Below are 24,929 nucleotides of genomic sequence, written 5' to 3'. Positions count from 1 at the left end.
GGTTCGATGGTGTCATGCCCGGGGATGCGTCAACGCCGGAGCGGTTGGTGCCCCACTGCCCCGGGCGCCCGGCACCGCGGCGGTCCTCGCCGCGGGCGGCCCGGTTCACGGCAGCAGCCGCTGCTCCTTCGCCACGGACACGGCGCCCGCGCGGGTGTCGACGCCGAGTTTGTCGTAGATGCGGCCCAGGTGCGTCTTGACCGTGGCCTCGCTGATGAACAGGGCCCGGGCGATTTCCCGGTTGCCCAGGCCCTGGGACAGCTGGCCCAGGATGTCGCGTTCGCGGTCCGTGAGCGTCGGCAGGGGGCTGCGCATGCGGGCCATGACACGGCTGGCAACCGGTGGGGAGAGCGTGGTGCGTCCCTGGGCCGCCGAGCGGATCGCGGCGAACAGTTCCTCCGGGCGTTCCGCCTTCAGCAGATAGCCGGTGGCGCCCGCTTCGATGGCGCGGGTGATGTCGGCGTCCGTGTCGTACGTCGTGAGGACGAGGACATGGACGCCGGTGACCGCGATGCGACGGGTGGCTTCGACGCCGTCGATTCCTTCGCCCAGTTGGAGGTCCATCAGCACGACGTCGGGGGTCAGCCGGGCGGCCAGGACGACGGCCTCCTCGCCGCTGCCCGCCTCGCCGACGACCTCGATGTCCGGTTCGCTGCCCAGGAGGGCGAGCAGTCCGGCACGTACGACGGCGTGGTCGTCGCAGAGCAGGATCCGTACGGCGGGCGGGGTCATGAGGGTTCCTCCGGCGAGGGCGACGGGGCGGGCGAGGACGAGGGGGCGGGCAGGGGGACCTCGGCGGAGACGACGGTTCCGTCGCCCGGTGCCGACTCGATCGTGAGCGTGCCGCCGAGCTGGTGCAGCCGGGCGCGCATCGCGGGCAGTCCGTGGCCGCGTACGCCTGCTGCCGGATGCAGGGCGGCCGCCCCCCACGTACGGCGCAGGGCTACCGCCGGTGCGGGCGGGGTGAAGCCGCGGCCGTTGTCGGCGATGTCCAGGACGGTCCGGTCGTCCAGGTGGGTCAGTGTCAGCGCGGCCTCCGTGGCGTCCGCGTGCTCCTTCACATTGGCCAGGGCGCCCTGGGCGATGCGCAGCAGCGCGGACTGCACCCGGTCGGGCAGTGCCGCGTGCGGCGTCCCCTCCACATGGCAGCGGACCATGAGCAGTCCCTGGGCCTGCGCCGTTTCGCGGGTGGCCAGTGCGCGCAGCGCCGCCTCCAGGCCACCTCCCTCCGCGAGATCCGCCGGTGCCAGGTCGTGGACGAAGCGGCGCGCTTCGGCGAGGTTGCGCTCGGCGATGCCGGTGGCCGTACGGACATGGCGGCGGGCGGTCGCCGGGTCGGCCTCCCAGGTGCGGTCCGCGGCCTGGAGCAGCATCTGCTGGCTGGACAGGCCCTGCGCGAGGGTGTCGTGGATCTCCATGGAGAGCCGCTGGCGTTCGGCGAGCGTGCCTTCGCGGCGTTCGGTGGCGGCGAGTTCGCGGCGGGTACGCAGCAGATCGTCGATCAGTTCGCGCTGGCGCACCCCCTGGCGCTGCATGTGGACGAAGACCGCGGTCGCGGTGGCCGCCACGGCGGGGGGCGCGAGCACCAGATTCGGGTCGAAGCCGTGGGCCAGCCGCAACTGCGCGGCCACGACGAACACGGTGAGCAGTGCGACGAGGGCGAACGCGGCGCGCGGCGGGAGCAGCCGCAGCCCGGTGTAAAAGAGCGGCACCGCGCACCAGGCGAAGCTCGGCGCGAGGACGACGAGCACCATCCACACGGCCACCAGCACGCCGAGCCGGGCCAGTCGGCGCGGGGTGGGGCGAGAGCCGAGCGCCGGGCCCAGCAGATACAGCGCGGCGAGCGCGACGGACAGCGCGATGATCCACGGGGTGCGGTCCTCGCCCGGGTGGCGGAGCAGGAAGCGGGCCAGGGACGCGCCGAGCAGCAGGAAGAACGCGGCGTGCATGAGCAGCGCGAGCCGGCGGTCATCCGGGTCGGTGGCTTCGGTCCGGTGCTCCACCTCGTACCTCTTACTCCCTGCCGACTGCTGAAAGAGCTGCTGCTTGACCTGCGCGGATACATCCATGGTGACCCGGTGCGGCCGGCCCCGCATCAACCGATCGGCCGATGGGCCCGTCAGCCGTCCTGCGCGCGGTGTCGAGCCGGTACGTCGACGTCACGGGGCCGGGTCCAGCCGGAGGATCGATCGCAGAGACCGCCTGAACGGACCCCCGCCGGGCGGAACACCATCGAACCGCCGAGGAGCCCCACCATGAAGAAGATGCCGCTGCGCACCCGTGTCCTCACCGGTGCCGTCGCCGCCGCCGCGCTCGGTGCCGGAACCTTCGGTGCCATGTCCGCGAGCGCCTCCGCACCTGCCGCTGCGCCTGCCGCCGCCGTCACGGCCGACACGGCGGACCGGAACCTCCAGCAGACCACGCATCTGACCGTCGCCGCCGCCACCAAGGCCGCGCGGGCCGCCCTCGACGCCGCCGAGAAGGAGAACCAGCGTGTGGCGGTCGCCGTCGTCGACCGGAACGGCAACACCGTCGTGACGCTGCGCGGCGACGGCTCCGGCCCGCAGGCGTACGAGTCCGCCGAGAAGAAGGCGTACACCGCTGTCTCCTGGAACGCCCCCACCTCCGTGCTCGCGGGCCGCCTGGCGCAGGCCCCGAACCTGAAGGACATCCCTGGCACCCTGTTCCTCGCGGGCGGCGCCCCGGTGCAGGTCAAGGACGCACCGGTGGCCGGCATCGGAGTGGCCGGTGCCCCCAGTGGCGACCTCGACGAGAAGTTCGCCCGGGCGGGCGTCGCCGCACTCGCCAAGTAGGACACCGACCACAGGAGAGACCGCGGATGAACACCCTCGATCAGGACCTCCTCCGAGCCGCGCGCACCGGTGACGCCGATGCCGCACGCACCGCTGTCGAGGGCGGCGCCCGCGTCGACGCCCGCGACGAGGAGCGGCGCACCCCGCTGCTCCTCGCCGTGTACGGCGACCACGTCCGGCTCGCCCGGCTGCTCGTCGAGGCGGGTGCGGATCCCGACGCGCAGGACCGGCGCGAGGACAGTCCCTGGCTGGCGACCGGCGTCACCGGCAGCGTCGCGATGCTGCACATCCTGCTGCCGGCCGGTCCCGACCTGAAGCTCCGTAACCGGTTCGGCGGCATCGCGCTGATCCCGGCGAGCGAGCGCGGCCACGTCGGTTACGTACGGGAGCTGCTCCGCCTCACGGACATCGACGTCGACCACGTCAACCGGCTCGGCTGGACCGCCCTGCTGGAGGCCGTGATCCTGGGCGACGGCGGCCGGGCGCACCAGGAGATCGTCGAACTGTTGCTGGCGGCGGGCGCGACCCCCGGTCTGCCGGACGGCGACGGGGTGACGGCGCTGGAACACGCGGAGCGGCGCGGGTTCGCGGAGATCGCGGCGCTGCTGCGGAACCGGTACCCGAAGTGAGCATCCGCCGATCCCTCAATCCGACATTCCGCACATAGGATCATCGCGTGCGCCCCACTGCCCTGTTCCTGGCCTTCGTCACCGCCACCGTCGTCTCCCTCGCCGTCGGCTGCACCGGCGGGACCGGTGGTGTGGAGGGCACTCCCGGCGCCGCCGGTCTGCGCGACCCGTACTTCCCGAAGGCCGGCAACGGCGGGTACGACGTCACGCACTATGACCTCACCTTCGACGTCGACCCGGCCGCCCAGCGGATCCGCGCCACCGCCGTGATCACCGCGCGCGCCACCCAGGACCTCAGCGCCTTCAACCTCGACCTGGCCGGGCTGACCGTCGATTCCGCGAAGGTCGAGGGGCGTCCGGCCGCCGTCAACCGGGCGGGCCGCGAGCTGACGCTGCGCCCCGCCGCCGAGGTGGAGCGCCATCTGCACAAGGGCCGGACCTTCCGTACGGTCGTCCACTACTCCGGTTCCCCGCTGACCCTCACCGATCCTGACGGGTCGAAGGAGGGCTGGCTGAGGACGGCGGACGGATCGGTGGCACTCGGTGAGCCGGTCGGGTCGATGGCCTGGTTCCCCGGTAACGACCACCCGAGCGACAAGGCGACGTACGACCTCACGGCCACCGTCCCCCGGGGTCTGACGGCCGTCTCCAACGGTGAGCTGACGTCCCGGAAGGTCTCCGGCGCCACCACCACGTACCACTGGCACACCGCCGAACCCATGGCGACCTATCTCGCGACGCTCGTCGTCGGCCGCTTCGACACGAAGGCGTCGACGACCCCCGACGGCATCAAGGTGTTCACGGCCGTGGACCCGAAGGTGGCCGCGGCGAGTGCCCGGACCCTCGCCCGGATCCCCGAGGTGGTGCGGTGGGAGGCGGCGCGCTTCGGCCCGTACCCGTTCTCGTCCACCGGCGCGATCGTCGGCCGACCGCACGACTCCGGGTATGCGCTGGAGACCCAGAACCGGCCGTACTTCCCCGGGCCGCCGACCGTCGGAACCCTCGTCCACGAGATGGCCCACCAGTGGTTCGGGGACTCCGTCACGCCCGCCAGCTGGCGCGACATGTGGCTCAATGAGGGCTTCGCGACCTACGCGGAGTGGCTGTGGAAGGCGGACAAGGAGGGCGTTCCCGTCCGGCGCAGTTTCGACGCCGCCTTCGCCGACGATGCCAACTGGGCGTTCCCGCCCGCGCGTCCGCCGACGGCCGCGGACATTTCCCAGGACCCGGTGTACGAGCGCGGGGCGATGGTGATCCACAAGATCCGGCAGGCGATCGACGACGACCGGCGGTTCCTCGCGCTCCTCGCGGGCTGGACGAAGGCCCATCGGTACGGCACCGCGTCGACGGCCGACTTCACCGCGTACGTGGAGCGGACGACGGGGAAGGATCTGACGGATCTGTGGAACACCTGGCTGTACGGCGATGGCCGGCCCGCCCCGGAAAGGAGCTGACCGGCCCCGGGAACCCGCCGGGAACTACTTCACGTTGACGCCCGACCAGGCGGCGTCCACGGCCGCGAGCTCCGGGCTGCCCGCCCCGTACAGGTCGGTCGCCGCCTTCTCCGTGGCCGTGCGCGCGGCCGCGTAGTCGGTGGTCGAGGTCATGTACGCGGAGAGCGCCTTGTACCAGATCTGGACCGCCTTGTCCCGGCCGATGCCGGTGACGGTCGAGCCGTCGGCGGTCGGGGAGTCGTAGTCCACCCCGTTGATGGTCTTCGGGCCGCTGCCCTCGGACAGCAGGTAGAAGAAGTGGTTGGCGACGCCGGAGGAGTAGTGGACGTCGAGGTCGCCGACGCCGGCGCTCCAGTAGTCCGCCGAACCGCCGTCCTTGCTCGGCTTGTCCATGTAGCGCAGCGGGGTGCCGTCGCCGTTGATGTCGATCTTCTCGCCGATGAGGTAGTCGCCGGCGTCGCTGCTGCTGTCGGCGAAGAACTCGACCGAGGTGCCGAGGATGTCGCTGGTCGCCTCGTTCAGGCCGCCGGACTCGCCTGCGTAGTCGAGCTTGGCCGTCGCCGCGGTCAGGCCGTGGCTCATCTCGTGGCCCGCGACGTCGAGGCTGGTGAGGGCGCTCTTGTTGTCGGCGCCGTCGCCGTACGTCATGCAGAAGCAGCTGTCGTCCCAGAACGCGTTGACGTACGCGTTGCCGTAGTGGACCCGGGAGTAGGCGGCCTTGCCGTCGCCCGCGATGCCGTCGCGGCCCAGCGCGGACTTGTAGAAGTCCCAGGTCATGGCGGCACCGTAGTGGGCGTCGACCGCGGCGGTCTGCCGGTCGCCGCCGGTGCTGTCGCCCCAGGTGTCGTCGTCGTCGGTGACGAGCGCGCCGGTGCCGCTCTCGCCCTGGTTCAGGTCGTACGTCTTGTGGCCGCCGCGGTCGCCGTCGGTCAGCTCGAAGCCGGAGCCGCTCGCGGTGGTCGACAGGGTGACCTTGCCGCTGTACTGGCTGTTGCCGACGCCGGTCTCGATCGCCTCGTAGCTGTGCAGCGTCCTGCCGGTGACGGCGTCCGTGATGAGGTGACGCCTGCTGGGCGTGCCGTCCTTCTGCACGCCGGTCCTCACCGTCTCGAAGGCGAGGACGGGCTTGCCGCTGCCCGCCCAGATCACCTTGCGGGCGCTCGCCGCGGTCTTCACCTTCGGCGTCGTGGACGGCACCGTTATCCGGGCGTTGTTCGCCTTGGTGACGCTCTTGAGCTTTCCGCTGCCGGTGGTGTGGGTGACGAGGTCGCCGCCGAGGACGGGCAGTCCGGCGTAGGTGCGCTCGTAGCGGGTGTGGACGGTGCCGTCGGCGTCCTTGATCACATCGCGGACGATCAGCTTCTCCCGGCTGCCGAGCCCGAGCGCGTCGGCCGTCGAAGAGGCGTCCGACTGGGCCGACTTGATCGCGGCGGTCCGCTCCGGCGCGGTGTTCGGGTCGATCACGGTCCTCGCGCCGGACGTGCCGGCGGTACGGGTGGCGGAGGCGCCGTCGTGGGCGTTGCCCGGGGCTGCGGTCGCCGCACCGGACTGCACGCCGACGACGACCATCGCGGCCACGGCGGCCAGGGCTGCGGCACGACGGGTGTTCACGTGGGGGGTCATGCGTTCTCCGTTGTTCGTTCCGTGGGGGGTTACGAGCGGAGAGCGTGCCACCGCATGACCGAATTTGACGGAGTGCTGACAATTGCCTCACATTTTTTTGACCACTTCTTGTCCGACTGGGATGCTCTCGTGTCCGTTATTCGGCAGGCTTCAACGGCTTGCGCAACACCGCGCAGGGGCGGTCCAGTTGGCGGTCGCGCCGGTGGTCGATGACCTCGTAGCCGAGTGCCGTCCAGAAGGCGAGCGCCTTGGGGTTGTTGTCCAGGACGGCGAGTCGGATTCCGTCCCGCCCGGCTGCCCGGAACCGCTCCTCGACGAGCCCGGCCAGCTGTCGTCCGTAGCCGGAGCGGTGGTGTCGTCCGTCGACCATGAGCAGCCCGATCCACGGGTCGGGGTCGGCCGGGTCCGGATGGCGCGCGAGGGTGATGGACACGCCGACCAACCGGCCCTGCGACCGGGCGAGCAGCACCTCGGTGTCCGGGTTCGCCAGCTCCTCGGCGAGCGAGGCCGCGACCTGTTCCGACCGGATGTCATGGGGGTTCGGGAAGTCGCCGCTGATCTGCTGGAACGCCGGATCGGACGCGTAGAGCGCGGTGAGTTCGGCGAGCAGCGGGCCGGGAAGCGCGCCGGTCACCGGCAGCAGCGGTTCGATGATCACGCGGCGCAGCCTATGGGGGCGCGCGGTGCCGCCGTGCGTCGGCGCCGCGCGCAGCCACCCGTAGGGCGGCAATCCGCAGGGCGACCGTCCGTGGAACGGCCGAATGAGCGCCGAGTCGGACGGGCGCGCGTCAATTGTCCGATCGGGCCCGTTCCGTCGGTGAGGTCATGCGTCGTCCGTAGTGCGTCATGCGGTCGGACGCGGTCGTCTGACGGCATGACGGACGGGAGCCCCCGGCCGAGGAATCGACCGGGGGCTCGCGTCTGTCAGGTCAGGCCATGAACACTCTTGCGTCAGAGGTTGACGCCGAAGTCCTGGGCGATGCCGCGCAGGCCCGAGGCGTAGCCCTGGCCCACGGCGCGGAACTTCCACTCCGCGCCGTTGCGGTACAGCTCGCCGAAGACCATCGCGGTCTCGGTGGCGGCGTCCTCGCTCAGGTCGTAGCGGGCGATCTCGGTGCCGCCGGCCTGGTTGATGATGCGGATGAACGCGTTGCGCACCTGGCCGAAGTTCTGGCTGCGGGTCTCGGCGTCGTAGATGGAGACCGGGAAGACGATCTTGTCGACGTCGGCCGGCAGGCCCGCCAGGTTGACGTTGATCTGCTCGTCGTCACCCTCGCCCGCGCCCGTGACGTTGTCACCGGTGTGGACGATGGTCTGGTCCGGGGTCGACTTGTTGTTGAAGAAGACGAAGTGGCCGTCGGAGACGACCTTCCCGCCCGGGTTCACCGCGATCGCCGAGGCGTCGAGGTCGAAGTCGGTGCCGGTGGTGGTGCGGACGTCCCAGCCGAGGCCGACCGTGACGGCGGTCAGGCCCGGGGCCTCCTTGGTGAGCGAGACGTTGCCGCCCTTGGACAGGCTTACTGCCATGGGAAGTCCCTTTCATCGTCGTGTGCGGGCTTCGTGCCATCACGAAGCTACCGTCACACGTCATAACGCAGGCAGAGGACCGGGAGGTTCCTGCTCCCTTTACTTTCTTTACCGAACCGTCGGCCGAACGGGTGAGCGGATGCGGCAAAAGGAGGTGACGGGAGGGGCGGCGGCCAGGGAACATGGGTGTCATGTCCGGGCCCTATGTCATCCGCGGTTCGGTCTCCCTGCCGGAGGCCGAGCTCATGTGGCGTTTCTCGCGGTCCTCCGGGCCCGGCGGTCAGCACGTCAACACCAGCGACTCCCAGGTGGAGCTCCGCTTCGACCTCGCGGCGACCGACGCGCTTCCCGAGGTGTGGAAGGACCGGGCGCTCCAGCGACTGGAGAGCCGACTGGTGGGCGGCGTGGTCACGGTGCGGGCGTCGGAGCACCGCTCCCAGTGGCGCAACCGCGAGACCGCCCTCGTCCGCCTCGCCTCCCTGCTGGCCGAAGCCACGGCGCCGCCCCCCAAGCCGCGCCGCAAGACCAGGATCCCGCGCGGGATCAACGAACGCCGACTGCGCGAGAAGAAGCAGCGCGGCGACACGAAGCGCGGCCGCTCCGGCCGCGATTGGTGACCCCGGACGCCGGGCTTCAGCCCAGCTGCCGGTAGCGCCCCTGGAAGTACGTCAGCGGCCCGCCGTCCGCGCTCGGCAGTGCCGCGCTCAGCACCCGTCCGATCACCAGCGTGTGGTCGCCCGCGGGCACCCGCTGCTCCGTGCGGCACTCCAGGGTGGCGAGGGCCCCGCCGACCAGAGGTGCGCTCGACACCTCTCCCCGTACATAGGGGATGTCCTCGAACAGCAGCCGGTCGCTGATCCGGCCCTTCATCGCGAACCGTCCCGCGATGTGCCGCTGGCTCTCCGACAGCACGGAGACCGCCCACAGCGGCTGTTCGTCGAGCAGGTCGTCCATCCGGGAGCCGTTGCGCAGGCTCACCAGGACGAGCGGCGGGTCCAGCGACACGGACATGAAGGCGGTCGCCGTCATGCCGACGTCCTCGCCACGCCCGTCCTCGTCGAGCGGCGGCTCCTCGGCGGTGATCAGGACCACGCCGGCGGCCAGCCGGGCGAGGGCGCCGCGGAACTCGTCGTTGCTCACCCCCTCAGCATGGGGGATGGGCTCGGACCGCGGGGTGGGGGGCTTCGTCTGCAACACAACGGGAACGCTAGCCGCGGGTCGCGGGCCGCCGCATCGGGCCAGGGGACCAGAGCGGTCCTAGGACTCCGGCCCGAGGGGGACGCGCCGGGACGGCGCGGTGCAACGTACTGCAACGTACAGATTTGCGTTCAAGAAACGGACGGGCCACCTCGGTGTGCTGCTCACAAGCCTTCATCATCTGTTGTGACTTGAGTCACAGAGCGCAATATTTGTTGACCCTGTGTACCGGGTGCACAGCTCACTGTGATTCAGTGGCGGTGACACTGCGAACAAGTACGTCGATATGAAACCTGGAGTGCTGTCGAGGTCTCGGGGAGTGCGAGCAATGGAGGCCGAGTCGGAGCCGTACGTCCGTCTGGCGACGATGCGGCAGCTGCATCAGGCCGTCGCCGATCTCAATACGGCGCGGAGCCTGGCCGACACACTGCAGACCGTGGCCGACGGAATCGTCGCCGGTCTCGGATATGAGCTGGCCTGCGTCAACCTCGTCCGTCCCGACGGTGATCTGGTCGTCGCCGCCTTCGCGGGCAACTCCGCCGCCGAAGCCCTGATCACCGGCCGCGTCGGTTCCCGCACCTCGTGGGATCGCCGCCTGGCCATGGGTGAGTGCTGGGACGGTCTCCGCTTCATACCGCACACCGACGGCTGGGTCCTCCTCGACGACGACGTACCGCAGTGGCACACCGAGGGCCCCGAGCCCCGCTTCGAGGACGAGTGGCACCCGCAGGACCGGCTCTACGCCCCGATGTACGCGTCCGGGGGCGGCCAGGACCTCCTCGGCGTCATCTCCGTCGACCGCCCGCGCAACGGCCGCCGTCCCGGCGCGTGGGGCCGCGAGGCTCTCCAGATGTACGCGTCGCAGGCGGCCATTGCGATCAGTAACGCCCGGCTCCGAGCAAACATGCAGCGCGCCCTGGTCCGGCTCGAACGCGAACAGGCGGCGCTGCGGGCCAGCGAGGAGTCGTTCCGCCAGGCCTTCGAGTACGCCCCCAGCGGCATGGCCATCGCCGAGATGGGCGGTGACCAGCACGGCAGGCTGCTGCGCACCAACGACGCCCTGTGCCGGCTGCTCGGCCGCCCCGCCTCCGTACTGCGCCGCTACTCCTTCGCCGACCTGGTCCACCCCGAGGACGTCGGCACCCTGCTGCGGACGTCCGCCGAGGGCGGCCGAGCCGAGCTGCGGCTCGGGCGCCGGGACGGCTCGTACCTCTGGGTGTCGCTGCGCAACTCCGTCGTCGCGGACACCGCCGACGGCCCGCGTTTCCTCCTCACCCACGTGGAGGACATAGAGGAGCGCAAGCGCCACGAGCTGCATCTGGCGCACCGCGCCTCGCACGACGCGCTGACCGGGCTGCCCAACAGTGCCGAGCTGCGCGCGCGGCTCAGTGCCCGGCTCTGCGAGCGTCCGCACGCGGCGGCCGCCACCGCCGTGGAGGCGCTGGACGCGGCGTACGGCGACGTCGAGGACGCGGAGGGTCGCGTGCACGGCTTCCGTGCCGACGGCTTCGAGGCCGACGCGGTGGCCGGCGGCCCGTACGACCACCATGTGCACGCCGTGGCACCCGACGGCGACAGCGACGACGCGGCGAAGGGACTCGCCGTCCTCTTCTGCGACCTCGACGGCTTCAAGTCGATCAACGACCGCTTCGGGCACCACACCGGTGACGCCGTCCTGATCGAGGTCGCCCGCCGGCTCACCACCTGTGTGCGCGACGGTGACACCGTCGCACGGCTCGGGGGTGACGAATTCGTCGTCCTCGCGGACGGGCTCGGCGCCGCGGATGCCGCGGATCTGGCGGTACGTCTACGAAACGCCATCATTCCGCCCATTCGGGTGGATGGTCGCGCGGTGCGGGTCGGGGCGAGCTTCGGGATCGGCTGGGCCGGCTGCGGCATGACCGTCGAAGAGGTGCTGCGCTCCGCCGACCAGCGGATGTACGTGGAAAAACGGTCCCGGTCGAAAGTTCACCGCAGGGCCGGCTGACGTTCACGACAGGTCCGTCCCGGCATCCGTTGTCGTACCACCGCCACGGTCCGTAAGTGGCCCCGGAGACCAACGGTAATTCTTGGTGTGCTCCGTTCGAGGTAGGCTCGGCCGGTCGGCCACGGCTGGCGATTTTCGGCGACGGCTGGCGACATGGTGAGGAGTGACCCAGGGATGACGGCCGGGAACAACGGCGCAAACACACCCGAGGACGACGATCCGTTCGGCTACCTGTACGAGGACGGACAGGCGGCCGGCGCCCAGGCGCCACGGCAGGGCGGATACGGCTACCCGGGTCCGGCCTCGCAGCCCGGCGTGCCGAGGACCTCGTACAACCAGGTGCGGACCGTAGGCGAGCGCCAGTACGGGCAGCAGGTGCCGCAGCAGCAGCCGTACGGCCAGCCGCAGGCACCGTACGGTCAGCCGCAGGCGCCCTACGGCGGACCGAATGCGCAGTACGCCGCCCCCGAGACCTACCCCGGCGGTGCGCCCACCGCACCGGTCGCGGCACAGGGCGGCCGCGGCCGGACCGGTGGCCCCGGCAAGGGCGGTCCGAACAACAGGGGTCTGCTGATCGGTGCGGTCGCCGTCGTCGCGGTCGTGGTCATCGGCATCGGTGCCGCGCTGATGACCGGCGACGGCAACGACGACAAGAAGAACGGGGCCGCCACCTCGGCCGGTGCCGCCGGTCAGGTCGACGAGTCCCCGAAGCCGAAGGACACCGGCGCGGCCTCCGAAGCTCCGGTGGAGCTGCCGAAGCAGGACGCGGCGACGCTGAAGCTGGGTGGCACGGCCACCGTCGAGAAGACCATCAAGGGCGCCGAGGGCGCGGACGGCGTGTACGTCACCGGCTTCAACCAGCCGGGGTCCTCGGTGACCTGGAAGGCGTCCATGAAGACGGCGGGGTCGTACCGGCTGACTGTGCGGTACGCCATCCCGGCCAAGGACGCCAACGCCACGCTGACGGTCAACGGCAAGGCCAACAGCCAGCCCATCGGTCTGAAGAACTTCGTGAAGTCCTCGGACCCGAACTGGGAGAAGAACTGGCAGACCACGTGGGCGCCGGTGACCTTGAACGAGGGCGACAACGAGATCAAGATCTCGTGCGAGACCGGCAACCAGTGCGACGTGATCCTCGACTGGCTCGAGGTCACGCCGGCGAAGGGCTGAGCACTCCCGGAACCGACCTGCCCTACGCCTTCTTCCGAACCGCGACGGTTCGGACGAGGACGTAGGGCAGTTTCTTCTGTGCAGGCTCTCCCGTGCCGGCCGCCTCGTGGCTCCTCAGCCCATCAGCGCCAGGAATCCCGCCACCGTCGCAGCCATCGCCTCGCGGCCCGGGACGAGGTACTTGCGCGGGTCGACGCCCGTCGGGTTCTCGGCCAGGTAGGCGCGCACCGCGCCCGTGAAGGCCGTGTTCAGGGCCGTGCCCACATTGATCTTGCGCATGCCGGAGGCGACCGCCTGGCGGATCTCGTCGTCCGGGACGCCGCTGGAGCCGTGCAGCACCAGCGGGACCGTGACCGCGTCGCGCAGCTGCCCGATCAGGGCGTGGTCCAGGGCGGCGGTGCGTTCCGTCATGGCGTGCGAGGAGCCGACCGCGACGGCCAGCGCGTCCACGCCGGTCGCCGCGACATAGGCGGCGGCCTCGGCCGGGTCCGTGCGGACGCCGGGGGCGTGGGCGTCGAGCGGGGCCTCGCCCTCCTTGCCGCCGACCTTGCCGAGTTCCGCCTCGATCCAGATGCCGCGCTCGTGACCCCAGGCCACCGCGTCGGCCGTGGCCTGCACGTTCTGCTCGTACGGGAGCTTCGAGGCATCGAACATCACCGAGCCGAAGCCCTCCGCGTGCGCCTGGTGCAGCAGGTCGACGGACTCGACGTGGTCGAGGTGGAGGGCGAGCGGCGCGCCGGAGGAACGGGCGACGGCGGCCGTCGCGGCGGCGATCGCGGAGAGCCGGCCGCCGTGGAACTTCACGGCGTTCTCGGAGATCTGCAGGATGGCGGGCGCCCCGGCGCGCTCCGCGCCCGCGGCGATGGCCTCCGCGTGCTCCAGCGTGATGACGTTGAAGGCGGCGATCCCGTGGCCGTCGGCCTGGGCGGCCGAGACGAGTTCACCGGTGCTGACGAGCGGCATGCTGCCCCCTGAGACTTCTGATGGTGCGGGATGGTGCGGGATGGTGCTGGATCGTGCGGGATGGTGCCGGGCGGCTCCGCGGCTCAGGCCGTCGTCGGTGCGTACTCCTCGACATCGACGCGCGACTGCAGTTCCTCGTACGCCGCCCGGTCGAACTCCCCGGCCGCGGGGGCCAGCACCGTCGCCGTTGACAGTGCCACCGCCCTGCGCAGCCGGTCCGGCCAGCTCAGGCCCTCGACGAGCCCGGACAGCAGCCCGGCCACCGCGGAGTCACCCGCTCCGGTCGGGTTGCCCGCGACCCGGGCGGGCGGTGCGGCCCGCCAGGTGCCGTCGGGTGTTACGGCGAGCATGCCGTCCGCGCCGAGCGAGGCTACGACGCCGTGCGCGCCGCGGCGGCGCGCGTCGCGGGTGGCGCGCAGCGGTTCGCGGGAGCCGGTGAGCTGGGCGAGTTCGTCGGCGTTCGGCTTGATCAGGTCGGGGCGGGCCGCGATGCCCCGGCGCAGCGGTTCGCCGCTGGTGTCGAGGAGGACGGGGACGTCGGCGGTGCGGGCCAGGCGGACCAGTTCGGCGTACGCGCCGACGTGGATGCCGGGCGGCAGGCTGCCGCAGAGGGCGACCGCGTCCGATTCGCCGAGGAGCTTTCGGTACGTGGTGAGGAAGGCGGCCCATTCGCCGGCGGTGACGAGCGGGCCCGGTTCGTTGAGTTGGGTGGTGTCGCCGGTGGACGCGTCGACGACGGCGATCGTGCGGCGGGTGTTCCCGGCGACGGCGACGAGTGCGTCGCGCGGCGGGAGGCCGGCCAGCAGGTCGCGGAGTGCGGCTCCGGTGGCGCCTCCGGCGAAGCCGGTGACCACGGTCTCGTGGTCGAGCGCGGAGAGCACCCGGGCCACGTTGAGGCCCTTGCCGCCGGGGCGTTCGGAGATGTCGCCGACGCGGTGGCTGGTGTGCGGGACCAACGCCGGTACGCCGTACGTCAGGTCGAGTGCCGTGTTCAGCGTGACCGTGAGGATCACCTCGGTCACCCCTTCGATCCGTGCCGGAGCGCGGATCCCTTGCCAGAACGCGCTTTCCCTGCTGTTTACGAAGCGATCATGCCAAAGAGACGGCGGTCGGCCCAGACCTCGGGGCCAACCGCCTTCTCTTCGTTACGTATTCGACCCGTCGTCAATAATGGGCTGAATCACCCGAGATGGGGCTCAATGACCCAATCGCCCTTGCGCATGACGCCCTTCAGCGTGAAGTCCGCGTCCAGGACCACCAGGTCGGCGTCCTTGCCCGGCTCCAGCGAGCCGACCTTGTCGTACACGCCGAGCAGGCGCGCCGGGTTGGCGGAGATGGACTGCACGACCTCGTCGACCGGGATCCTGTCGAGGGTGACGGCCCGGCGGAACGCGGTGTCCAGGGTGAGCGTGGAGCCCGCGATCGAGCCGCCCTCGACGAGCCGGGCGACGCCGTCCTTGACCTCGACGGCGAGCGGGCCCAGCTGGTACTGACCGTCACCGAAGCCGGCCGCGTCCATCGCGTCCGTGATCAGCGCCACGCGGGCGGCGCCCGCGTGGCGGTAGGCCAGCTCCAGGGCGGCCGGGTGCAGGTGCGTACCGTCGTTGATCAGCTCGACGGTGATCCGCTCGTCCTCCAGGAGCGCGGCGATCGGCCCGGGCTCGCGGTGGGCGAGCGGCGGCATCGCGTTGAACAGGTGGGTGGCGACGGTGGCGCCCGCGTCGATCGCCTCGACGGTCTGCTCGTACGTCGCGTCGGTGTGCCCGATCGCGGCGATCACCCCGTGCTCGGCGAGCAGCCGCACCGACTCGATGCCGCCCGGCAGTTCGGTGGCGAGGGTGAACATCTTCGCGGTGCCGTGCGCCGCGTCCATCAGCTTGCGGACCTCGGCCGGGTCCGGGTGGCGCAGCAGCTTCTCGCTGTGCGCGCCCTTGCGGCACGGCGAGATGAACGGGCCCTCGAAGTGGATTCCGGCCAGATCGCCCTGCTCGACGAGCTCGGAGAGGATGCCGGCCCGCTGGGCCAGGAAGTCCATCTCGCCGGTGACGGTGGAGGCGACCAGGGTGGTGGTGCCGTGCTCGCGGTGGGTGCGGACGCCGGTGAGGACCTCGTCCACGGTGCCGGAGGTGAAGGACGCGCCGCCGCCGCCGTGGTTGTGCATGTCGACGAAGCCGGGCACGACCCAGTGGCCGGTCAGATCGACGGTCCGGGCGCCTTCGTGTGCACTGCCGACGATCCGGGTGCCCTCGACGATCACCCGCCCGTTCTCGACGGTCCCGGTGGGAAGAACCACCTTGGCCCCTGCGAGAACCGTGCTGTCTGCGCGTCCGGCCATCAGGCGGATACCTCCGTGGAGAGAAGATCCCAGGCGAGCAGCCCTGCGCCCAGGCATCCGGCGGTGTCCCCGAGGGCCGCCGGGACGATGTGGGGCAGCTTCTGGAACGTGACGCGTTCCTCGACGGCCGCACGGAGTGGTACGAACAAGGTTTCCCCCGCCTCGGCGAGCCCGCCACCGATGATCAGCGTGCGCGGGTCGAGCAGGGTGAGCGCGGTGACCAGCCCGGCGGCGAGCGCGTCGACCGCGTTCCGCCAGACCCGTACGGCCGCGGGATCGCCCGACTCGACGGCCTTCGCGCAGTCCGCCGCATCGGCTTTCGGGTCGCCCGACGCGGCGGCCCAGGCGCGGCTTACCGCGGAGGCGGAGGCCAGGGTCTCCAGACAGCCGCGCTGTCCGCAGCCGCAGTCCGGCCCGTCCGGTCGGACCACGATGTGCCCGATCTCGCCCGCGTACCCGTGCGCGCCCGCCTCGATGGTGCCCGCGATGCCGATGGCCCCGGCGATGCCGGTGCCCAGCGGCACGAAGAGGAAGCGGTCGGCGCCCTTGCCCGCGCCGATCCGGCCCTCGGCGAGCCCGCCGGTCCTGACGTCGTGGCCGAGCGCGACGGGCACTCCGCCGAGCCGCTCGCCGAGCTTGTCCCGCATCGGTACGTCGCGCCAGCCGAGGTTCGAGGCGTAGACCGCGATCCCGTTCTCCGCGTCGACGATGCCGGGTACGGCGACACCGGCCGCGGCGGCACTCTCGCCGAACTGTTCCTCACCGTGGGCGCGCAGCTCCGCGGCGAAGGCGAGGATCGACTCCACGACGGCGTCGGGTCCGCGCTCCCGGCCGGTCGCGCGCCGGGCCTCGTACAGCAGGGTGCCGTCGGCCCCGACCAGGGCGGCCTTCATTCCGGTGCCGCCCACATCGAGGGCGATGACGTGTTTCACGGAAAACAGTTTCGCCCGCCGGACCCCGATAGGTCTAGTCCACTATCGCTGTTTGTTGCGCATACATACAAAATGACGCGGGCGGTCGGCGCGGCCGACGGCTCAGGGTGCCAGGATCACGCTGCGGGAAAGATTGCGCGGGTGGTCCGGGTCATACCCCTTCGACTCCGCGATCTCGACCGCGAGCCGCTGGGCCCGGATCAGATCGGCCATCGGGTCGGCCGTGGCATGGGCCACCAGCGTGCCGCCGACCCCCGCGACCTCGCCCGCGAGCCCGTCGGGCAGTGCGCCGAACACCCACGCGACCCGGTTCGGCCCGGTGATCGAGATCGGTCCGTGGCGGTACTCCATCGCCGGGTACGACTCGGTCCAGGCACCCGCCGCCTCGCGCATCTTGAGCCCGGCCTCCTGGGCCAGCCCGTACGTCCAGCCGCGCCCCAGGAATGTCCACTGCTCGGCCGCGACGACCGCTTCCGCCAGCGGTTCCGTCACCGCGAGCTCCGCGTCGACCGCCGCCTCGGCGACCGTCTTCACCCCCGCCGGAAGCGGACCCGCCGCCTCCAGGCCGGCCCGCAGGAAGGCCAGCGCGGTGGTGGCGAACCGGGTCTGGACGACCGACTCCTCGTCCGCCCAGTCCAGTACGGCCACGGCGTCGGCGGCGTCCATCACGGGCGTCCTCGGGTCGGCGGTCAGCGCGACGGTGGCCACCTTGCCGCGCAGCTCACCGAGGAGGTCGAGGACCTCGGTCGTCGTGCCGGAGCGGGTGATCGCCACGACCCGGTCGTACGGACGCCCCGCGGGGAACTCCGACGAGGCGAACGCATCGGTCTCGCCCTGCCCGGCCGCCTCGCGCAGCGCCGCGTATGCGATCGCCATGAACCAGGAGGTGCCGCACCCGGTGACGGCGACCCGCTCACCCGGCCGCGGCAGTCCGTCGAACTCGGCCCCCGCCTCCGCGGCGCGCCGCCAGCAGCTGGGCTGGGTGGCAATCTCTGATGCGGTACGGGACATGCTGGACGGCTCCTCGGTGCGTGGGGGAACGGTAACGACGGGCGGTGCAGAACAGCGGGCACGTAAAGGTACAGACCACGAAGTGCCGTGTGCCGAGATGTACTTAACAGCCGGTCCCGTTCCCGTGCAATGACACCCCGGACCATCCGGACACAGGTCCGGTTACGTTGCAGAAGCGATACTTCTCTGGTGTAGACCTCCCTTGGCGACATGGGTAAAAATCGCAGCTCATCCGGACGGTCGGGTGGTCACCGAATCGATGAGGATGGACTGGCTGTGCAGCGGCACTACTTGGGACTGACCGCGGCGGTAGCCGCACTCGGCATGGCGGCATCGCTGTCGGGCTGTGGCACCGGCAGCGCAGCGGGGGACGTCACCCTCAAACTCGTCGCGGCCGACTACGGCAACAGCGCGGCGAACAGCTCCAAGAAGTACTGGGACGAACTCGCCAGGAACTTCGAGGCGTCCCACAAGGGCATCAAGGTCGACGTCAACGTCTATTCGTGGAAGGACGTCGACCGCAAGGTCGCCGACATGGTGAAGAAGGGGCAGGCCCCGGACATCGCGCAGATCGGTGCCTACGCGGACTACGCCAAGGCCGGGAAGCTCTACAGCGCCGACGACATGCTCGCCATCCGCACGCAGGCGAACTTCCTGCCGCGGCTGGTCGATGCGGGCCAGTACAACCAGACCCAGTACGGACTGCCGTTCGTCGCCAGCACCCGGCTGCTCTTCTACAACAAGAAGTACTTCAGCAAGGCGGGACTGGCCGCCCCGAAGACCTGGGACGACATCCGTGACGACGCCGTGGTGCTCAAGCAGCGTGGCGTCACCTACCCGTTCGCGCTGCCGCTCGGCCAGGAGGAGTCCCAGGCCGAGACCATGATGTGGCTGCTCAGTGGGGGCGGCGGCTACACGGACGACGTCGGCTCGTACGACATCGAGTCGCCCGAGAACGTCAAGACCTTCGACTGGCTGAAGGCGAATCTGGTCGACAAGGGTCTGGTCGGCCCGGTGGCCCCCGGAAAGCTGGACCGGGCACAGGCGTTCGAGGCGTTCACGAGCGGCAAGGTGGGGATGCTCAACGGGCACCCCACGCTGATGCAGGAGGCCGAGCAGAAGGGCGTCCAGGTCGGCATGGTGCCGCTGCCCGGCATCAACGGCCCGACCGAGGGCTCGATGGGCGTTGCCGACTGGATCATGGGCTTCAAGCAGAACAACCACCGCGAAGCCATCGGAAAATTCTTCGACTACATGTTCGAGGACAAGAACGTGGTGGCCTTCGCCGACGAGTACGACCTGCTGCCGGTCACCGACAGCGCGTCCGAGGTGATGGAGACGGACGCCAAGCACAAGCCGCTGCGGAAGTTCCTGGAGGCGCTGCCGAACGCGGAGTTCTACCCCGTCGGCAAGACGTCGTGGGCGCGGACGAGCGAGCTGATCAAGCAGAACATCGGCAAGGCGGTGGAGCCGGGCGGCAGTCCGGCGGGTGTGCTGGCCGAGATCGCGCGGGGGGCGGCGACAGCGGAAGAGGCGGAGTAGCGGGATGCGGCGCGGGCGTTATGTTGGCTGATATGACCGCCTCCGAGAACGACTCCCACGGTGCGGAGACCCCGGACACGACGCAGCCGGGGCTCTCCGAGAGGGAGCGTGCGGTGCTGGCCGTGGAACGGCGGTCGTGGCCCGGGCCCGGGGCGAAGGAGCGGGAGATCCGCGAGGGGCTGGGGATCTCGCCGACGCGCTACTACCAGCTGCTGAACGCGTTGCTGGACGACCGGCGGGCGCTGGAGGAGGATCCGGTTACGGTCAACCGGCTGCGGCGGGTGCGGGAGGCCCGGCGGGAGAGGCGGTAGCCGGGGGCTGCCCCGGAAGGACCGACCTCTCCGGTGTTCGAGGAGCGGGGGCCCAGGGTGGAGCCGTGGGTTTCGGACAGGGGCGGAGCAGGGGAACAGGCCCGCCGCAGGCGCAGCCGTAGCCGCGCTCCGGCACCCCCGATAGGCTCGGCACATGGGCAGCAACCCAGAGCGACCCCTCCCCACCCCCACCACGCCGGCCGGCCGCGAGGGCCTCGCCGCCATCCTCGCCCGCCCCGACCGCGCAGTGGTCGCCCTCGATTTCGACGGCACCCTCGCCGACATAGTCCCGGACCCGGAGCAGGCCCGCGCCCACCCCGGCGCCGTCCCGGCCATCGCCGCGCTCGCCCCGAAGGTCGCCTCCGTCGCCGTGATCACCGGCCGCCCGGCCGGCGTCGCGGTCCGGCACGGCGGTTTCGCGGGCGTCCCGGGCCTCGACCACCTCGTCGTCCTCGGCCACTACGGCGCCGAACGCTGGGACGCCGTCTCCAGCACCGTTCACGCCCCCGCCCCGCACCCCGGTGTGGCGGCGGTCCGCGCCGAACTTCCGGGCGTGCTGGACCGGTTCGACTCCTGGCACGGCACATGGATCGAGGAGAAGGGGCAGGCGCTCGCCGTTCACACGCGCCGAGCCGCCGACCCGCAGGCCGCCTTCGACGCGCTGCGCGGCCCGCTGGGCGAGCTGGCGGCCCGGCACGGGCTGATCGTCGAGCCGGGGCGCCTCGTCCTGGAACTGCGTCCGCCCGGCATGGACAAGGGCGTGGCGCTCGCGAAGTACGTACGGGAGACGGACGCCGAGTCCGTCCTGTACGCCGGGGACGACCTGGGCGACCTCGCCGCGTACGCGGCGGTGGAGAAGCTCCGCACGGAGGGCCCCGACGGCATCCCGGGTCTGCTGGTGTGCAGCGGAAGCGCGGAAGTACCGGAACTGGCCGAGCGTGCGGACCTGTTGCTGCCGGGTCCGGCGGCCGTGGTCGACTTCCTCGCGGCGCTCGCCCGGCGCCTCTGAACGATCGCCGCCGAACGGTCAGTCCCGCCGCAACGCCTCCAGCTGCTCCAGGAACCACCGCTGGGGCGGCAATGCAGTCGCCGCAGCGGCCAGCCGCTTCGACCGCTCCGCCCGCTCCCCGTCCGGCATCGTCAGCGCCTCGTGCAGCGCGACGGCCGTCGCCGACACGTCGTACGGGTTCACCACGATCGCGTCCGCGCCCAGCTCCTCGTACGCCCCCGCCTCCCGCGACAGCACCAGCGCGCAGCCCTGGTCGGAGACCACCGGGACCTCCTTCGCGACCAGGTTCATGCCGTCGCGGATCGGGTTGACGAGCGCCACGTCCGCCAGCCGGTACGCCCCCAGCGAGCGCGCGAAGTCGTCGTTCACATGCAGCAGTACCGGGGTCCAATCGGGTGTCCCGTACGCCTCGTTGATGTCGTCCGCCAGCCGCTGCACCTCGGCCGTGTACTCCCGGTACACCGCCAGGTCCTGCCGCGACGGGTATGCGAACGCCACATGCACCACCCGCTCGCGCCACTGCGGACGGGTGTTCAGCAGCTCCCGGTACGCCAGCAGCCCGCGCACGATGTTCTTGGACAGTTCCGTACGGTCGACCCGCACGATCGTCTTCCGGCCGGTGCCGCCCACCTGCTCCCGCAGGATCGCCATCCGCTCGTCCACGTCCGCCTCGTGCGCCCGGCGGCGCAGGAAGTCCGCGTCCGCGCCCAGACCGTGCACGCCGATCCTCGTCCGGCCGGTGCCGCCCAGGACCTCCGTGCAGCAGGCGGTGAACGCGTCCGCCCACCGCTGGGTCAGGAAGCCCGCCCGGTCCGCGCCGAGCATGCCGCGCAGCAGCTGCTCCGCGATGTCGTCGGGCAGCAGGCGGAAGTAGTCGACCGGGGCCCACGGGGTGTGCGAGAAGTGGCCGATCCGCAGGTCGGGGCGGAGGTCGCGGAGCATGCCGGGGACCAGGGCCAGGTGGTAGTCCTGCACCAGCACCGCCGCGCCCTCGCCCGCCTCCTCGGCGAGCGCCTGCGCGAAGGCCAGGTTGTACGCCTCGAACGACGCCCACTGCCGGCGGAACTCCGCGTCGAAGACCGGCTCCAGCGGCGTCTGGTACAGCATGTGGTGGACGAACCAGAGCACCGAGTTCGCGATGCCGTTGTACGCGTCGGCGTGCACATCGGCGTCGATGTCGAGCATCCGTACGCCCGGCTCGGCGATCCCGCGCCGGACCGCCACCCGGTCCCCGTCACCGAGCGCCGCGCAGACCCACAGCTTGTCCTCGACGGCGCTCAGCCCGGAGACGAGTCCGCCGCCGCCCCGTTTGGCGCTGATCGAACCGTCCTCGCTCAGTGCGTACGAGACCGGGCCGCGGTTGGACGCGACGAGTACCTGGGCAGCAGACGTGATCACGTGCTCGGAGACCATGTTGCGGAATCTAGCCCGATCGCGAACCGCCCAAACGTGCGAAGTCAGACCACCTCAGGCGGCGCGGCGCGAAACGTACTCCCTGATCTCCTGCATCGGCGGCCGCTCCTCCGTGTCCACGGCGTGCGTGCGCGGTACGAAGCCGGTCTCGCCCCGTTCGAACTGGGTGAGGGATGGTCGTACCAAGTGGCCACGGGAGAGGCGCAGTTGTGCCGTTCGGTAGATGGCCGCCGCCATCCGGCCCAGCGCCTGTCCGTCCTGATGGCGGTGCTTCCTGACACCCACATCGACCTGGGCCAGCGCGTCCAGCCCCACGGTGTGCAGCGCATCCACGAGCAGGCCCAGTTCCACTCCGTAACCGACCGGGAACGGCAGCCGCTCCAGCAGTGAGCGCCGCACCGCGTACTCGCCGCCCAGCGGCTGGACGAAGCCGGCCAGCTGAGGCCAGTGCAGATTGAGCAGCGGGCGGGCCACGAGTTCCGTGACACGACCGCCCTGGCCTGCTGTGTCCCCGAGCGGGCGGTCGTACATCGCCTTCACGAACTGCACCTCGGGATCGGTGAGCAGCGGGCCGATGATGCCGGAGACGAAGTCCGCGGAGAAGTCCTTCAGGTCGGCGTCTATGAAGCAGATGATGTCCCCGTCGGTGACCAGGAGTGATCGCCAGAGGACCTCGCCCTTGCCGGGCAGGGCGGGTATCCGCGGGAGTATGTCGTCACGGTGCACCACCCGGGCGCCCGCCTTCCGGGCGACCTCGGAGGTGGCGTCCGTCGACCCGGAGTCGATCACCAGCAGCTCGTCGACCAGCTGGACCTTCTCCATCAGCTCGACCCGGATCGTCTCGACGATCGCGCCGACCGTCGCCTCCTCGTTGAGGGCGGGCAGCACGACGCTCACACTTCCGCGCAGCGGATCCCTGGCCCTGGCGGCGACGAGCCGGTCAAGCGGGCGGTCGGCGGCCGACCAGGAACGCCTGGTCAGCCAGCGTTCGACCTCTTCCAGCACGGTCGATACTCCCTGTATGTGATCCATCTCGCGGTTCGGACGGCTATCTCAACCGTCCGATGCTTCGGTTACAGTCTTGAACAACGCGGACGACCCTCGCATGCCGGGGTCCTCCGCCGATAAATGCCTGGATCGATGATCCAGTGCCACAGCGCTCATCCAGAGGGACTGAGGGAACGGCCCGTTGAAGTCCCGGCAACCCTCCTGCCGACCGCGAGGTCAGGTGGGGAAGGTGCCAATTCCGTCTCGTGGCGAAATGCGTCGCGAGGAAGATGAGGAGAAAGGGCCTCGCCATCATGGCTACGCAGACCGTTGCAGTGAGCACCAATTCTTCCGCCGACGCTGTCGACCTCGGTCCCGCCGCGGCACTTTCCTGCCGCGAGTGCGGAGAGCGTTTCGAGCTCGGTCCCATTTTCGCCTGCGCGACCTGTTTCGGGCCGCTCGAAGTGGCGTACGACCTGCCGAGCGGCTCCCCGGACGAGCTGAAGAAGCGCATCGAGGCCGGACCGAACAACATCTGGCGTTACGCGCCGCTGCTGCCGGTCCCCGCCGATGTCGCGGACAAGCCCAACATCAACCCCGGCTTCACCAAGCTGGTCAAGGCCGACAACCTCGCCCGCGAACTGGGCGTCACCGGCGGCCTGTACGTCAAGGACGACTCCGGCAACCCGACGCACTCCTTCAAGGACCGTGTCGTCGCGATCGCCGTCGAGGCCGCCCGCGCCTTCGGTTTCACCACTCTCTCCTGCTCCTCCACCGGCAACCTCGCCGGCGCCGTGGGCGCGGCCGCCGCCCGGGCCGGCCTGCGGTCCTGCGTGTTCATCCCGCACGACCTGGAGCAGGGCAAGGTCGTCATGGCCGCGGTGTACGGCGGTGAACTGGTCGGCATCGAGGGCAACTACGACGACGTCAACCGCTTCTGCTCGGAGCTCATCGGCGACCCGCTCGGCGAGGGCTGGGGCTTCGTCAACGTCAACCTGCGCCCGTACTACGGCGAGGGCTCCAAGACGCTCGCGTACGAGATCTGCGAGCAGCTCGGCTGGCGGCTGCCCGACCAGCTCGTCATCCCGATCGCGTCCGGCTCGCAGCTCACGAAGATCGACAAGGGTCTGCAGGAGCTGATCAAGCTCGGTCTCGTCGAGGACAAGCCGTACAAGATCTTCGGCGCCCAGGCCGAGGGCTGCTCCCCGGTCTCCACCGCCTTCAAGGCCGGTCACGACGTCGTACGCCCCCAGAAGCCGAACACGATCGCCAAGTCGCTGGCGATCGGCAACCCGGCGGACGGCCCCTACGTCCTGGACATCGCCCGCCGGACCGGCGGTGCCGTCGAGGACGTCGACGACGAGCAGGTCGTCGACGCGATCAAGCTGCTGGCGCGCACCGAGGGCATCTTCGCGGAGACGGCCGGCGGGGTGACGGTCGGCGTGACGAAGAAGCTGATCGAGGCCGGCCTGCTGGACCCGACGCTCACCACCGTCGTCCTCAACACCGGTGACGGTCTGAAGACGCTGGACGCGGTCGCCCCGACCACCGGCCCGACGGCGACCATCCGGCCCAGCCTCGACGCGTTCCGCGCCGCCGGCCTGGCCCGCAGCTGACCCGACCACCGGGACGTCCACCCGAGACGTCCACCCGAGACGTAAGGAAGGCACCCACATGAGCGTCAAGGTCCGTATCCCCACCATCCTGCGCACCTACACGGGCGGTCAGGCCGAGGTCCCGGCCGAGGGCGCGACCCTCTCCCAGGTGATCGAGTCGCTGGAGCAGAACCACCCGGGCATCGCCGCGCGCGTCCTGGACGACCAGGGCAAGCTGCGCCGGTTCGTGAACGTGTACGTCAACGACGACGACGTGCGCTTCGAGGGCGGCCTGGAGGCGGCCACCCCGGACGGCGCCGGCGTCTCGATCATCCCCGCCGTCGCGGGCGGCTGCTGACCCTCCGTCGCCCCGGCACGGACTCCCCGTAGGCCCCGCGGCCGACTTCACAGTGTCACCGGAATTGCCCCCT

24 protein-coding genes and 1 riboswitch are annotated in these 24,929 nt (G+C 70.9%); of the genes, 11 read left to right on the top strand and 13 right to left on the bottom strand.

The genetic code is table 11. The features are described from left to right. Positions 1-105: 105 nt before the first annotated feature. Positions 106-732 (bottom strand): response regulator transcription factor, encoded by a 627-nt coding sequence (locus OHB49_RS19805; RefSeq protein WP_329161883.1) that lies wholly within the window; start codon positions 730-732, stop codon positions 106-108. Beyond that, positions 729-2,069: a sensor histidine kinase gene (locus OHB49_RS19800; protein ID WP_329161882.1), complete on the bottom strand. Its 1,341-nt coding sequence runs from the start codon at positions 2,067-2,069 to the stop codon at positions 729-731. The genes OHB49_RS19805 and OHB49_RS19800 overlap by 4 nt, the downstream gene beginning before the upstream one ends. 186 nt (positions 2,070-2,255) lie before the next feature. Between OHB49_RS19800 and OHB49_RS19795 the strand changes: the two genes are divergently transcribed. From OHB49_RS19795 to OHB49_RS19785, 3 genes are all read left to right on the top strand, one after another. Next, positions 2,256-2,813 (top strand): GlcG/HbpS family heme-binding protein, encoded by a 558-nt coding sequence (locus OHB49_RS19795; RefSeq protein ID WP_329161880.1) that lies wholly within the window; start codon positions 2,256-2,258, stop codon positions 2,811-2,813. A 26-nt stretch (positions 2,814-2,839) separates the two neighbouring features. Then, on the top strand, positions 2,840-3,442 hold the full coding sequence (locus tag OHB49_RS19790; RefSeq protein ID WP_329161878.1) for an ankyrin repeat domain-containing protein: 603 nt from the start codon (positions 2,840-2,842) through the stop codon (positions 3,440-3,442). A gap of 62 nt (positions 3,443-3,504) precedes the next feature. After that, positions 3,505-4,896 (top strand): M1 family metallopeptidase, encoded by a 1,392-nt coding sequence (locus tag OHB49_RS19785; RefSeq protein ID WP_329166555.1) that lies wholly within the window; start codon positions 3,505-3,507, stop codon positions 4,894-4,896. Positions 4,897-4,920: 24 nt separating this feature from the next. Here the strand turns inward: OHB49_RS19785 and OHB49_RS19780 are convergent, their stop codons facing one another. The 3 genes from OHB49_RS19780 to OHB49_RS19770 all read right to left on the bottom strand — a co-directional run bounded on the left by OHB49_RS19780 (position 4,921) and on the right by OHB49_RS19770 (position 8,046). Beyond that, on the bottom strand, positions 4,921-6,519 hold the full coding sequence (locus tag OHB49_RS19780; RefSeq protein ID WP_329161876.1) for a M4 family metallopeptidase: 1,599 nt from the start codon (positions 6,517-6,519) through the stop codon (positions 4,921-4,923). Positions 6,520-6,655: 136 nt separating this feature from the next. After that, the gene (locus OHB49_RS19775) at positions 6,656-7,177 is read right to left on the bottom strand and encodes a GNAT family N-acetyltransferase (RefSeq protein WP_329161874.1); all 522 of its coding nucleotides are present in this window, start codon (positions 7,175-7,177) and stop codon (positions 6,656-6,658) included. Between the two features lie 293 nt (positions 7,178-7,470). After that, on the bottom strand, positions 7,471-8,046 hold the full coding sequence (locus OHB49_RS19770) for a TerD family protein (protein ID WP_030933124.1): 576 nt from the start codon (positions 8,044-8,046) through the stop codon (positions 7,471-7,473). A 191-nt stretch (positions 8,047-8,237) separates the two neighbouring features. Between OHB49_RS19770 and arfB the strand changes: the two genes are divergently transcribed. Continuing rightward, on the top strand, positions 8,238-8,663 hold the full coding sequence (gene arfB / locus OHB49_RS19765) for an alternative ribosome rescue aminoacyl-tRNA hydrolase ArfB (RefSeq protein ID WP_030979457.1): 426 nt from the start codon (positions 8,238-8,240) through the stop codon (positions 8,661-8,663). 16 nt (positions 8,664-8,679) lie between these two features. Here the strand turns inward: arfB and OHB49_RS19760 are convergent, their stop codons facing one another. Beyond that, entirely contained in the window at positions 8,680-9,186 is a 507-nt protein-coding gene (locus OHB49_RS19760; protein WP_329161872.1) for a flavin reductase family protein, read from the bottom strand. A gap of 385 nt (positions 9,187-9,571) precedes the next feature. Between OHB49_RS19760 and cdgB the strand changes: the two genes are divergently transcribed. Together cdgB and OHB49_RS19750 are read left to right on the top strand one after the other, a co-directional pair. Beyond that, the gene (gene cdgB / locus OHB49_RS19755; RefSeq protein ID WP_329161870.1) at positions 9,572-11,230 is read left to right on the top strand and encodes a diguanylate cyclase CdgB; all 1,659 of its coding nucleotides are present in this window, start codon (positions 9,572-9,574) and stop codon (positions 11,228-11,230) included. A 174-nt stretch (positions 11,231-11,404) separates the two neighbouring features. After that, positions 11,405-12,400 (top strand): CBM35 domain-containing protein, encoded by a 996-nt coding sequence (locus OHB49_RS19750; RefSeq protein ID WP_329161868.1) that lies wholly within the window; start codon positions 11,405-11,407, stop codon positions 12,398-12,400. A 114-nt stretch (positions 12,401-12,514) separates the two neighbouring features. On the opposite strand, the gene OHB49_RS19745 is transcribed toward OHB49_RS19750, so the two are convergent. From OHB49_RS19745 to OHB49_RS19725, 5 genes are all read right to left on the bottom strand, one after another. Beyond that, the gene (locus tag OHB49_RS19745; RefSeq protein ID WP_030979465.1) at positions 12,515-13,363 is read right to left on the bottom strand and encodes a class II fructose-bisphosphate aldolase; all 849 of its coding nucleotides are present in this window, start codon (positions 13,361-13,363) and stop codon (positions 12,515-12,517) included. Between the two features lie 83 nt (positions 13,364-13,446). After that, positions 13,447-14,376, bottom strand: a complete 930-nt coding sequence (locus OHB49_RS19740; protein WP_329166554.1) for a 1-phosphofructokinase family hexose kinase — start codon at positions 14,374-14,376, stop codon at positions 13,447-13,449. 167 nt (positions 14,377-14,543) lie between these two features. Beyond that, complete coding sequence (nagA, locus tag OHB49_RS19735) at positions 14,544-15,698, bottom strand: N-acetylglucosamine-6-phosphate deacetylase (RefSeq protein WP_329161865.1); 1,155 nt, start codon at positions 15,696-15,698, stop codon at positions 14,544-14,546. Further along, positions 15,698-16,630 carry an ROK family protein gene (locus tag OHB49_RS19730; protein WP_030979470.1) on the bottom strand — a complete coding sequence of 311 codons (933 nt, stop codon included), beginning with the start codon at positions 16,628-16,630 and terminating at the stop codon, positions 15,698-15,700. The genes nagA and OHB49_RS19730 overlap by 1 nt, the downstream gene beginning before the upstream one ends. A 102-nt stretch (positions 16,631-16,732) precedes the next feature. Next, the gene (locus tag OHB49_RS19725; RefSeq protein WP_329161864.1) at positions 16,733-17,641 is read right to left on the bottom strand and encodes an SIS domain-containing protein; all 909 of its coding nucleotides are present in this window, start codon (positions 17,639-17,641) and stop codon (positions 16,733-16,735) included. A 276-nt stretch (positions 17,642-17,917) separates the two neighbouring features. Between OHB49_RS19725 and OHB49_RS19720 the strand changes: the two genes are divergently transcribed. From OHB49_RS19720 to otsB, 3 genes are all read left to right on the top strand, one after another. Then, positions 17,918-19,183 carry an ABC transporter substrate-binding protein gene (locus OHB49_RS19720; RefSeq protein ID WP_443079542.1) on the top strand — a complete coding sequence of 422 codons (1,266 nt, stop codon included), beginning with the start codon at positions 17,918-17,920 and terminating at the stop codon, positions 19,181-19,183. Between the two features lie 32 nt (positions 19,184-19,215). After that, on the top strand, positions 19,216-19,494 hold the full coding sequence (locus tag OHB49_RS19715; RefSeq protein WP_329161863.1) for a DUF3263 domain-containing protein: 279 nt from the start codon (positions 19,216-19,218) through the stop codon (positions 19,492-19,494). A 154-nt stretch (positions 19,495-19,648) separates the two neighbouring features. Continuing rightward, positions 19,649-20,503 carry a trehalose-phosphatase gene (gene otsB, locus OHB49_RS19710; protein WP_329161862.1) on the top strand — a complete coding sequence of 285 codons (855 nt, stop codon included), beginning with the start codon at positions 19,649-19,651 and terminating at the stop codon, positions 20,501-20,503. 18 nt (positions 20,504-20,521) lie between these two features. Here the strand turns inward: otsB and OHB49_RS19705 are convergent, their stop codons facing one another. Together OHB49_RS19705 and OHB49_RS19700 are read right to left on the bottom strand one after the other, a co-directional pair. Next, positions 20,522-21,916 carry an alpha,alpha-trehalose-phosphate synthase (UDP-forming) gene (locus tag OHB49_RS19705; RefSeq protein WP_329161861.1) on the bottom strand — a complete coding sequence of 465 codons (1,395 nt, stop codon included), beginning with the start codon at positions 21,914-21,916 and terminating at the stop codon, positions 20,522-20,524. Between the two features lie 54 nt (positions 21,917-21,970). After that, positions 21,971-22,921, bottom strand: coding sequence for a glucosyl-3-phosphoglycerate synthase (locus OHB49_RS19700; protein WP_329166550.1), 951 nt, complete (start codon positions 22,919-22,921; stop codon positions 21,971-21,973). Between the two features lie 152 nt (positions 22,922-23,073). Next, a riboswitch (SAM riboswitch) is annotated at positions 23,074-23,200 on the top strand. 17 nt (positions 23,201-23,217) lie between these two features. On the opposite strand from OHB49_RS19700, the gene thrC reads away from it, so the two are divergent. Both thrC and OHB49_RS19690 read left to right on the top strand, forming a co-directional pair. After that, entirely contained in the window at positions 23,218-24,519 is a 1,302-nt protein-coding gene (gene thrC / locus OHB49_RS19695; protein ID WP_030933081.1) for a threonine synthase, read from the top strand. Between the two features lie 58 nt (positions 24,520-24,577). Next, on the top strand, positions 24,578-24,856 hold the full coding sequence (locus OHB49_RS19690) for a MoaD/ThiS family protein (protein ID WP_030979478.1): 279 nt from the start codon (positions 24,578-24,580) through the stop codon (positions 24,854-24,856). Positions 24,857-24,929: the final 73 nt, after the last annotated feature.

This window comes from Streptomyces sp. NBC_01717 (genome assembly GCF_036248255.1).
In the GTDB taxonomy this organism is placed as follows: Bacteria; Actinomycetota; Actinomycetes; order Streptomycetales; family Streptomycetaceae; genus Streptomyces.
The sequence above is the reverse complement of the archived record's forward strand: the minus strand, read 5'-3'. Positions and strand labels throughout refer to the sequence as shown.

Bases quoted from the DNA above. Each gene is read 5' to 3' on its own strand.
- OHB49_RS19790 (WP_329161878.1), top strand. From the start codon at position 2,840: ATGAACACCCTCGATCAGGACCTCCTCCGAGCCGCGCGCACCGGTGAC.
- OHB49_RS19745 (WP_030979465.1), bottom strand. From the start codon at position 13,363: ATGCCGCTCGTCAGCACCGGTGAACTCGTCTCGGCCGCCCAGGCCGAC.
- OHB49_RS19725 (WP_329161864.1), bottom strand. From the start codon at position 17,641: ATGTCCCGTACCGCATCAGAGATTGCCACCCAGCCCAGCTGCTGGCGG.
- OHB49_RS19800 (WP_329161882.1), bottom strand. From the start codon at position 2,069: ATGGATGTATCCGCGCAGGTCAAGCAGCAGCTCTTTCAGCAGTCGGCA.
- OHB49_RS19705 (WP_329161861.1), bottom strand. From the start codon at position 21,916: ATGGTCTCCGAGCACGTGATCACGTCTGCTGCCCAGGTACTCGTCGCG.
- arfB (WP_030979457.1), top strand. From the start codon at position 8,238: ATGTCCGGGCCCTATGTCATCCGCGGTTCGGTCTCCCTGCCGGAGGCC.
- nagA (WP_329161865.1), bottom strand. From the start codon at position 15,698: ATGGCCGGACGCGCAGACAGCACGGTTCTCGCAGGGGCCAAGGTGGTT.
- OHB49_RS19805 (WP_329161883.1), bottom strand. From the start codon at position 732: ATGACCCCGCCCGCCGTACGGATCCTGCTCTGCGACGACCACGCCGTC.
- cdgB (WP_329161870.1), top strand. From the start codon at position 9,572: ATGGAGGCCGAGTCGGAGCCGTACGTCCGTCTGGCGACGATGCGGCAG.
- OHB49_RS19795 (WP_329161880.1), top strand. From the start codon at position 2,256: ATGAAGAAGATGCCGCTGCGCACCCGTGTCCTCACCGGTGCCGTCGCC.
- OHB49_RS19770 (WP_030933124.1), bottom strand. From the start codon at position 8,046: ATGGCAGTAAGCCTGTCCAAGGGCGGCAACGTCTCGCTCACCAAGGAG.
- otsB (WP_329161862.1), top strand. From the start codon at position 19,649: ATGGGCAGCAACCCAGAGCGACCCCTCCCCACCCCCACCACGCCGGCC.
- OHB49_RS19750 (WP_329161868.1), top strand. From the start codon at position 11,405: ATGACGGCCGGGAACAACGGCGCAAACACACCCGAGGACGACGATCCG.
- OHB49_RS19715 (WP_329161863.1), top strand. From the start codon at position 19,216: ATGACCGCCTCCGAGAACGACTCCCACGGTGCGGAGACCCCGGACACG.
- OHB49_RS19780 (WP_329161876.1), bottom strand. From the start codon at position 6,519: ATGACCCCCCACGTGAACACCCGTCGTGCCGCAGCCCTGGCCGCCGTG.
- thrC (WP_030933081.1), top strand. From the start codon at position 23,218: ATGGCTACGCAGACCGTTGCAGTGAGCACCAATTCTTCCGCCGACGCT.
- OHB49_RS19690 (WP_030979478.1), top strand. From the start codon at position 24,578: ATGAGCGTCAAGGTCCGTATCCCCACCATCCTGCGCACCTACACGGGC.